The following is a 6,642-nucleotide window of genomic DNA, read 5'->3' as shown; positions in this document are numbered from 1 at the left end:
AAGCCCAGTTGGCACAAGGCTTCTCAATAAGACCAGACGACTCGGAGCGAATTTCCTAGGTTTTCCCTAACCTAATGCTCTGTCCTCCTCTTGAGGGGATGTTCGTCAAAACTCCACTCCCCGAAACCGTCCATATCTATGGCGTCGGCCTGCACCTGCCTTCCAATCAGTTCCACCCAGCGAGCCTGTTCCGCATTGAACGTCTCCGTGCGCGCCACGCCATGCCTCGAAGCGTGTGCCCATCTCGGCAGCACGGGCCTCGTGTTCGGACAAGCGCACGATGCGGCCGTTTTCATCAAGTGTGAGCCAGTCGCGGCTCAGTGGATCGATATGGTCTTCAACGTCAAGGGTCAGCAGCGGCCTGGGCTTGTCCGGGTGGGGAGAGCGGCCCGAAGCCTTCATTGGACCGCTGTCGATGCCGCCTTCGTTGTCGCTGTGCAGATCCGTTACGCCTGCAAAGTCAAAAATCGTGAACTGGCTCTTCCCGATATGGGGCGCCTGGCGTGTGCCCCGTCCGCGCATTTGCCAGTAGAGGATCGTGCTCCACGTGAACCACGCCATGAGCAGGTTCACCACTTTCTGACAGTCGAAACCGGTATCCAGCATGTTGAAACTGACCAGGACGGACGGAACAACCCGTCCTCGGGATCGGGGAGCACGTCGGTGTCCGCTGTGCAGGGTGTAGCCGTGAGGCCAAGCTGGATGCCGTCGAAATGCCGCAGTGTGGCGCTCCATTTGCCGGAGATGGAGCGATGGCATTCGTCAGTGACCACGAGGTCGAAGTAGCCCGATGACAGCCTGCGATATTCCGCGATCATGGTCTGGAGAGTCGCAATCGTGCGCACTTTGCACGGTCGAAGCAGCGGCCGGGACGGAGCACGTGACAGGGATAGTCCCGGAGATGGTCGGTGAACGCCTCCTCCTCCTGCCGCGCCAGTTGCAATCTGGTCCACTAAGAACAGGACGCGGGTGACGACGTTTGCCTGGAACAGCCGCTTGATGAAGGCCGCTGACGTGCGTGTCTTGCCGGTTCCCGCTGCCATCTCCACCATCAGCCTGCGGCGACCGCACGAGACCTGGGCTGACAGCGCGTTGATGTAGTCAATCTGGTAGTCTCGGTCCACAATTTCCGGTCGATGTCCACCGTTGACAGATCACGGCGGAACTGGCGCACGGCGGCTCGCCGTTCAAGGTCGTCTTTCGTGCCGTCGGGCAGCTTTTCCTCAAACAGCACGCTTAAGCCGTCAGTCAGTTTCCAGTCCGCATCTTTAAGCAGACCGTCAGTCTTGACCCGTGCGAAGGCTTCCTTCCTGTTGTTTATGCTGATGTGCTTCAACTGATGGCCACCAACTCCTGCCCCTGTTCGGGAATGGCCAGATAGCGGCGCAGCCAACCCACCAGCCAGTAGAACGGCAAGGTGTCCGCCAGGGCACAGAGGAATTTGAAGATGTAGCCGCTGAGGATGAGCCCACCCAGTTGGGGCAGGACGGGCTGGCTGGCCTCCAGGGGCAGCACGTCGCTGCTCAGGTAAGTGACGATGATCACGGCGCTGGTGTCCACAAGCTGGCTCACCAGGGTGGAGCCGTTGTTGCGGAGCCACAGGTAGCGACCACGGGTGAGGCGTTTCCAGGCGTGGAAGAGCCGCACGTCCGTGAATTGGGCCGTCAGATAGGCCACCATGGAGGCCATGATGGTGCCCACCGTCAGGTGCCGCAACTCAAAAAACAGGGGCAGGCGGCCGGCCCCGTCCGCAGCGGGCAAGCCGGTGGCAGGGTCCAGCTGCTCAAATCCCGGCAGCACGCCCCCAAGCCAGACAATCAGCAGAATCCAGATGTTCAGTAACAGCCCCACCCACACCAGTTGGGAGGCGCGCCGCTCTCCCCAGATTTCGCTGATGACGTCCGTGCAGAGGAAGGTGACGGGATAGGGGAGCACCCCCACCGCCACCACAACGGGAAACGGTCCCAATTGACCCAGGTTGATGAAACGGCTCAGCCCCAGGACGTTGAGCAATCCCATGCTGCCCAGAAACAGGCCCGACAACACCAGAAAGGCAAATTCGCGACGGGCGTTGAGTTGGTGAAGAGACGACATACACTATTGACCTCTTCTCCGTCCTAAAGGCCGGGGATTCCTTTTTTCAAGTCAGCCATCGCTGTCCTCCTTGATCAAGACGGGTTCCTGCTTCATAGCCAGATACCAGCCCGCTGGATTGACTCTCGGCTCCGCTGCATCAGTGCTGCACCACTTGGGTACTGCTCCCCCTCCGCCCTGAAGGACGGAGCCCCTCGCTCCATGAGGGTGGTGGAGCAATGCTTTAGTCCAAGGTAGGTGCTGCAATCGAGGTCGCCATGGCTGCTCTGAGTGGTTTTCTCGTGCTGGACAAGCCTGCCGGGTGTACCTCCCATGACTGCGTGTCCCTGGTGCGGCGCTGCCTGGGGCTGCAGCGCATTGGCCATGGGGGCACCCTGGATCCAGGGGTCACCGGTGTGCTGCCCATGGCGGTGGGCAGCGCCACCCGCCTCCTGCCCTACCTCAACGGCGACAAGGCCTACGGGGGAACCATCACCCTGGGGCTGCGCACCAGCACCGATGATCTCTCCGGTGCGGTCTTGCAGCGGCGGCCTGTCCCCGCCCTGGGGGCGGTCGAACTGGAGCAGGCTTTGGCCTGCTTCCGTGGCGTCATTTGCCAGCGCCCCCCGGCGGTCTCCGCCGTCCGGGTGCAGGGGGAGCGCCTCTACCACAAAGCCAGGCGGGGGGAAACGGTGGCGGCCCCGGAGCGCCAGGTGACGGTTCACGCCCTGGAGTTGCGCCGCTGGCGCCCTCCCCACCTCACCGTCCAGGTGCGCTGCAGTGCCGGCACCTACATCCGCTCCATAGCCCGTGATCTGGGGGAAGCCCTGGGTTGTGGCGGCGCCCTGGCCAGCCTGCGGCGCACGGAAGCCCTGGGATTTGGGTTGGAGCAAGCCGTCACCATGCCCCAACTGCAAGCCCATCCGGCCCCCGCAATCCTGGTGCAGGATCCCCGGCAGGCCCTGTTGGTCCTCTATCCCCACCACCAGCTCAGTCCGGAGGAGCACAGCCGCTGGTGCTGTGGCCAGGCGCTCCCTGCCCCCACGACTCTGATAGCGGGGCAAGCGGTGACGGTGCTGAACCCCACCGGCGCCCTGGCGGGGATGGCGGTCATCCGCTCGCCAGGGCAACTGCAACCCAAGCTGGTGTTGGATCCCCGCAGTTGAGGGCGGCAAGCTGGAGCAAGCGCTCCCCGGCTCCACCATGCCCTGGTACATCAAAACCGAACAGTTTCGTGGGCCTGCACAAGACATGAGAGAACACCTGGCCGCCCATCGCCGCTGGGTGCGGCAGCAGCGGCAGCAGGGCCAAGTGATGGTGAGTGGCTACCTGGTGGATGGCCATGGTCAACCAGGGGGCGGTGGTCTGCTGATCCTGCAAGCAGACACCTACGGTGCGGCCCTGGCCCTCGTCCAGCAGGATCCCATGATCCTCTCCGGCTGTGTGGACTGGCGATTGCAGGGGTGGACTCCCGTGGTGGGGGACTTGTCTCTGCTGCCCCAACAGAGCCTCCTCTGAGGTCAATCTCTGAGGTCAATTCGCCTCTAACCCTTCAGGCCACTCAACCCACTGCTGCGGACTTTTGCTGCTGCTGGAGCACCAATGCCGCCACCAGGGCTGCAATCACCAGCAGGTTCACCAGGGCCACCAGGCCACCCAGGGCGGAGAACACCCCCAGCCGCACCTTGGCTTTGAGCAGCAGGCCCAACAACAGAAGGATGGTGAGCCTCAGCTTCAACAGCAGGGCCTGATTCAGCAGGCAGAACAGGGGGGCCATGGCGCCACGGGGATGGACTCCCATTCTGGCAGGGCAGATCTGGGGCTGGGGCTAGAGTTTCAGGTGCAGGCCCAGTGCAGCCTGGTGGGATCGTTGGGATTGGTCCCCTGTGCGGAAGGTGTAGTCCAGGCTGGCCTCCATGTGTTCGTGGACGTCAACCACGGCGCCCACAGCCAGAACAGCGGTGGCGGCAGAAGGCTTCAAGCCGTTTAGGGAAAAGCTGGCCCCTGGCATGCTGTTCACCCCGGCAGAGACGCGCACGGGATCCATCTCCAGCTCCCGCTCATAGCTAATCCGGGCATGGGGGCGGACGGGAAGTCCCCCCAGGTGGTGGGCTGCCTCAATGCCGTAGCCAGCCCGCACGGTAACGGAACGGCGGCTGAACTTGGCAAAGTTCATGGCGGTGGCGCGGTTGCCCCCTTCCCGGTAACCGTCCGTATTCTGGTTGATCCAATTCAGCCCGGCTGACAGGCTGTGGCGGAAGTGGTTCCCGCCGTTGGGCAGGGTGTAGTCCAGATCAAGGTTGGCTCCGAAATGGCTGATGGTGGTGGAGCCCTGCTCCGTGCGTTGGGTCGGGCCAAGCACGATGCTGCGCTCAATGTCGACGCCCGTGCTGCCCAAGGTCAAGCCCCCCTGCAACTGCAAGGGGCCCCGCTGCCATTGGCCGTCCAGGGACCACAGGGTGGCGGCGCTATCCAGGGTTGCCCCCTGGGCTGTGTTGTGGTGGTTGCCAAAACTGACCGCCGCCCCCACGCTGCCGCCCCCATCCCAATCACGGCTGATGCCCAGGGTCACCACGTTCAGGTCTGCGGAACTATCGCCAAGGGTAGGCAAGGCATCCTTGTCCTCCTGGGCAAGGGCGCCAGCAGCCCAGAGTTGCAGGTTGGCGCCGTCCAGGGGGATCGTCATGGAGCCCCGTCGAGCCACAGCATGGCGATGCACCCTAGCCACGCTCAACGCCCCTTCACCGGCGAGAGACACCTGCACCGGTGCAGACAAGGTGGATGTGACCATGTTGGCCAGCATCTGGTGGACGCTGCCGCTGGGGTGGATACTATCGGCGAATAGATAGGTATCGTTGGTGTTCGGGTTATAGGTATAGGGATAACCTGAATTGGCAGGTCCGCAGGCGTCATCAAAGCCAAGGCCGGGGATGGGCGTGCCTGTACATGCACCCTGGGTAACGTTCTGGAAACCGTAGTTACCGGGCTCGCGGATGAGTTCCTGGAACAGGCCATGCACGTCAATGGCAACCACCCCATGACCCAAGTTTGGCAGGCCGTCAGCAAGTGTTTGGTTAAACTGCAGTGAACCATTCCTGTTAATAAAATCCTTAACTGGCATATTGAAACCAGGCACAGTAGACAGCGCCCGATTAACCTGCAACACACCCGGAGTTTCCCTGAGGGGAGGCAAGTTCAAGATCACGATATTCTCTGCCCCTTTCTCTTGTAAATATTGAATCTGCCCCAAGTAGTCTGATGCTGCTGTTTGCGCAGCTTGTTGCAGGCCAGCCAAGTCACCGGAAAACCTGGCAATAGCCGCCGGAATGTCGTTTCCAGAGGCTAGAGCTTTCCCTACCCTTGCGAGAGCCCCGTCGGATCCGGCGAGATCGAGATCATTGGCGCCGCCCCAGATGACGTAGAGTGCATCGGGATTCGCCCTGTCCCCGTCAAGGGAGTTGAAATGCTGTCTCAGTTGACTGCTGATGGATAGCAATTGATAACTTTGTGAAAGAGATGAGAAATCTCTGGTGACACGAGCACCGCCAACGGCATAGTTTGTACCACCACTTTCAATGGGCTGATATTGCCCTAAGCCTCCATAGAATTGCTCAAGATGCTGTGCCCAGACCCAATCAGGATTTGTGGAGAAATTGGTGCCTTCAGGATAGCGAAGATCTGCCGGCAATCCCGGAGTCTGGTTCTGGAGACGGGCCAAGTTGCCCGGATCGCTGACGCTATCGCCAAACACGACAACGGAATCAAAACTTTGCGCCTGGGCAGCCCCCGCCATGGCCCAGCCCGCCAACAACAGGGAGGTGCGCAACACCGGCCGCAGCTCCCGGGCTAGGACTGAGCCACCCGGAACCGGCTCACTTGGGGAGCCCTTGGCGTTGGCGTCATGGAGCCCCCGGCTCACTTGGGGTGAGTCCGGCCCATACCGGCTGGGGTGCTGGTGGTCCATGGTGGCAGCAAGAGTGCCAGGCAAGGTTACAACAACTCCGACTGTGGGACGTTACGGCTCGGGCTTGGCTGGCAGCAGCAGTTGGTATATTTGTTCGATGCGGTCACTGAGTTCAGCAGCCAGGCTGTCCATGCGGTCGTTGAGGTCGGCACCCAACTTGTCCACGCGGCCGTCGAGGCTGTCCATGCGGCTGGCCAGTTTCCGGTTGTCCGCCTTGATCTCGACCCGCAGAGCATTCATGGAGCCGTTGCCCCCGCCAATCGCCGCCTCAATCTCCTCCTTCGCATCCTGCCCAAACTCCCGTAAATTAGCTTTGATTTCGGCCCGGAATCCCCGTAAATCCGTCAGCAGGCCAAAGCTGACCGCGGGCATCAGGGCAATCAAGCTCACCAACAAGGCAGGGGTGACCCATTGGGGTCCAAGGCTGAGCAGCGGGCTGCTGCGTCGTGGGTGCGCCGGAAGTCATGGCTAACCATTGCCAATCTTCAGGGTAACGGATCCAGTGGGAGGGCCACGGGGACCAGGGGATGACCAAAGGACTACAGTGTCTTGATCGTCCCATCAATCAGAGTGCCATGGCCTCCAGTACGCCACCAGGCAAGCCC

The 6,642-nt window shown here is 61.7% G+C and carries 9 protein-coding genes; 2 read left to right on the top strand and 7 right to left on the bottom strand.

Features of this window, described 5'->3' with window-relative positions; all coding sequences use genetic code 11:
* Window positions 1-105: 105 nt before the first annotated feature.
* The 4 genes from FLM9_RS00485 to FLM9_RS00475 are packed head-to-tail and all read right to left on the bottom strand — an operon-like array spanning window position 106 to window position 2,094.
* Complete coding sequence (locus FLM9_RS00485; RefSeq protein ID WP_143324522.1) at window positions 106-606, bottom strand: P-loop NTPase family protein; 501 nt, start codon at window positions 604-606, stop codon at window positions 106-108.
* The gene (locus tag FLM9_RS00480; RefSeq protein WP_074456758.1) at window positions 570-1,124 is read right to left on the bottom strand and encodes a DEAD/DEAH box helicase family protein; all 555 of its coding nucleotides are present in this window, start codon (window positions 1,122-1,124) and stop codon (window positions 570-572) included. The genes FLM9_RS00485 and FLM9_RS00480 overlap by 37 nt, the downstream gene beginning before the upstream one ends.
* A complete protein-coding gene (locus tag FLM9_RS07910; RefSeq protein ID WP_143324521.1) occupies window positions 1,052-1,336 on the bottom strand; it encodes a hypothetical protein in 285 nt (94 codons plus the stop codon). Before FLM9_RS07910 ends, FLM9_RS00480 begins: the two co-directional genes overlap by 73 nt.
* On the bottom strand, window positions 1,333-2,094 hold the full coding sequence (locus tag FLM9_RS00475; protein ID WP_074456757.1) for a queuosine precursor transporter: 762 nt from the start codon (window positions 2,092-2,094) through the stop codon (window positions 1,333-1,335). The genes FLM9_RS07910 and FLM9_RS00475 overlap by 4 nt, the downstream gene beginning before the upstream one ends.
* A gap of 257 nt (window positions 2,095-2,351) precedes the next feature.
* On the opposite strand from FLM9_RS00475, the gene truB reads away from it, so the two are divergent.
* Window positions 2,352-3,239: a tRNA pseudouridine(55) synthase TruB gene (truB, locus tag FLM9_RS00470; protein WP_074456756.1), complete on the top strand. Its 888-nt coding sequence runs from the start codon at window positions 2,352-2,354 to the stop codon at window positions 3,237-3,239.
* Window positions 3,240-3,276: 37 nt separating this feature from the next.
* Window positions 3,277-3,591 carry a YciI family protein gene (locus FLM9_RS00465; protein WP_074456755.1) on the top strand — a complete coding sequence of 105 codons (315 nt, stop codon included), beginning with the start codon at window positions 3,277-3,279 and terminating at the stop codon, window positions 3,589-3,591.
* A 43-nt stretch (window positions 3,592-3,634) separates the two neighbouring features.
* On the opposite strand, the gene FLM9_RS00460 is transcribed toward FLM9_RS00465, so the two are convergent.
* The 3 genes from FLM9_RS00460 to FLM9_RS00450 are packed head-to-tail and all read right to left on the bottom strand — an operon-like array spanning window position 3,635 to window position 6,433.
* Entirely contained in the window at window positions 3,635-3,850 is a 216-nt protein-coding gene (locus FLM9_RS00460) for a hypothetical protein (protein WP_074456754.1), read from the bottom strand.
* A 51-nt stretch (window positions 3,851-3,901) separates the two neighbouring features.
* Window positions 3,902-6,061, bottom strand: coding sequence for an autotransporter domain-containing protein (locus FLM9_RS00455; protein ID WP_143324520.1), 2,160 nt, complete (start codon window positions 6,059-6,061; stop codon window positions 3,902-3,904).
* Between the two features lie 27 nt (window positions 6,062-6,088).
* On the bottom strand, window positions 6,089-6,433 hold the full coding sequence (locus tag FLM9_RS00450; protein WP_074456752.1) for a hypothetical protein: 345 nt from the start codon (window positions 6,431-6,433) through the stop codon (window positions 6,089-6,091).
* Window positions 6,434-6,642: the final 209 nt, after the last annotated feature.

Origin of the sequence: Candidatus Synechococcus spongiarum (genome assembly GCF_900047545.1) — a bacterium.
Taxonomy (GTDB): domain Bacteria; phylum Cyanobacteriota; class Cyanobacteriia; order PCC-6307; family Cyanobiaceae; genus Synechococcus_B; species Synechococcus_B spongiarum_C.
This window is presented reverse-complemented; position numbering and strand designations above follow the sequence as displayed.

Coding starts and splice junctions, on each gene's coding strand:
- FLM9_RS00475 (WP_074456757.1), bottom strand. CDS start 2,094: ATGTCGTCTCTTCACCAACTCAACGCCCGTCGCGAATTTGCCTTTCTG.
- FLM9_RS00465 (WP_074456755.1), top strand. CDS start 3,277: ATGCCCTGGTACATCAAAACCGAACAGTTTCGTGGGCCTGCACAAGAC.
- FLM9_RS00485 (WP_143324522.1), bottom strand. CDS start 606: ATGCTGGATACCGGTTTCGACTGTCAGAAAGTGGTGAACCTGCTCATG.
- FLM9_RS00460 (WP_074456754.1), bottom strand. CDS start 3,850: ATGGCCCCCCTGTTCTGCCTGCTGAATCAGGCCCTGCTGTTGAAGCTG.
- truB (WP_074456756.1), top strand. CDS start 2,352: ATGGCTGCTCTGAGTGGTTTTCTCGTGCTGGACAAGCCTGCCGGGTGT.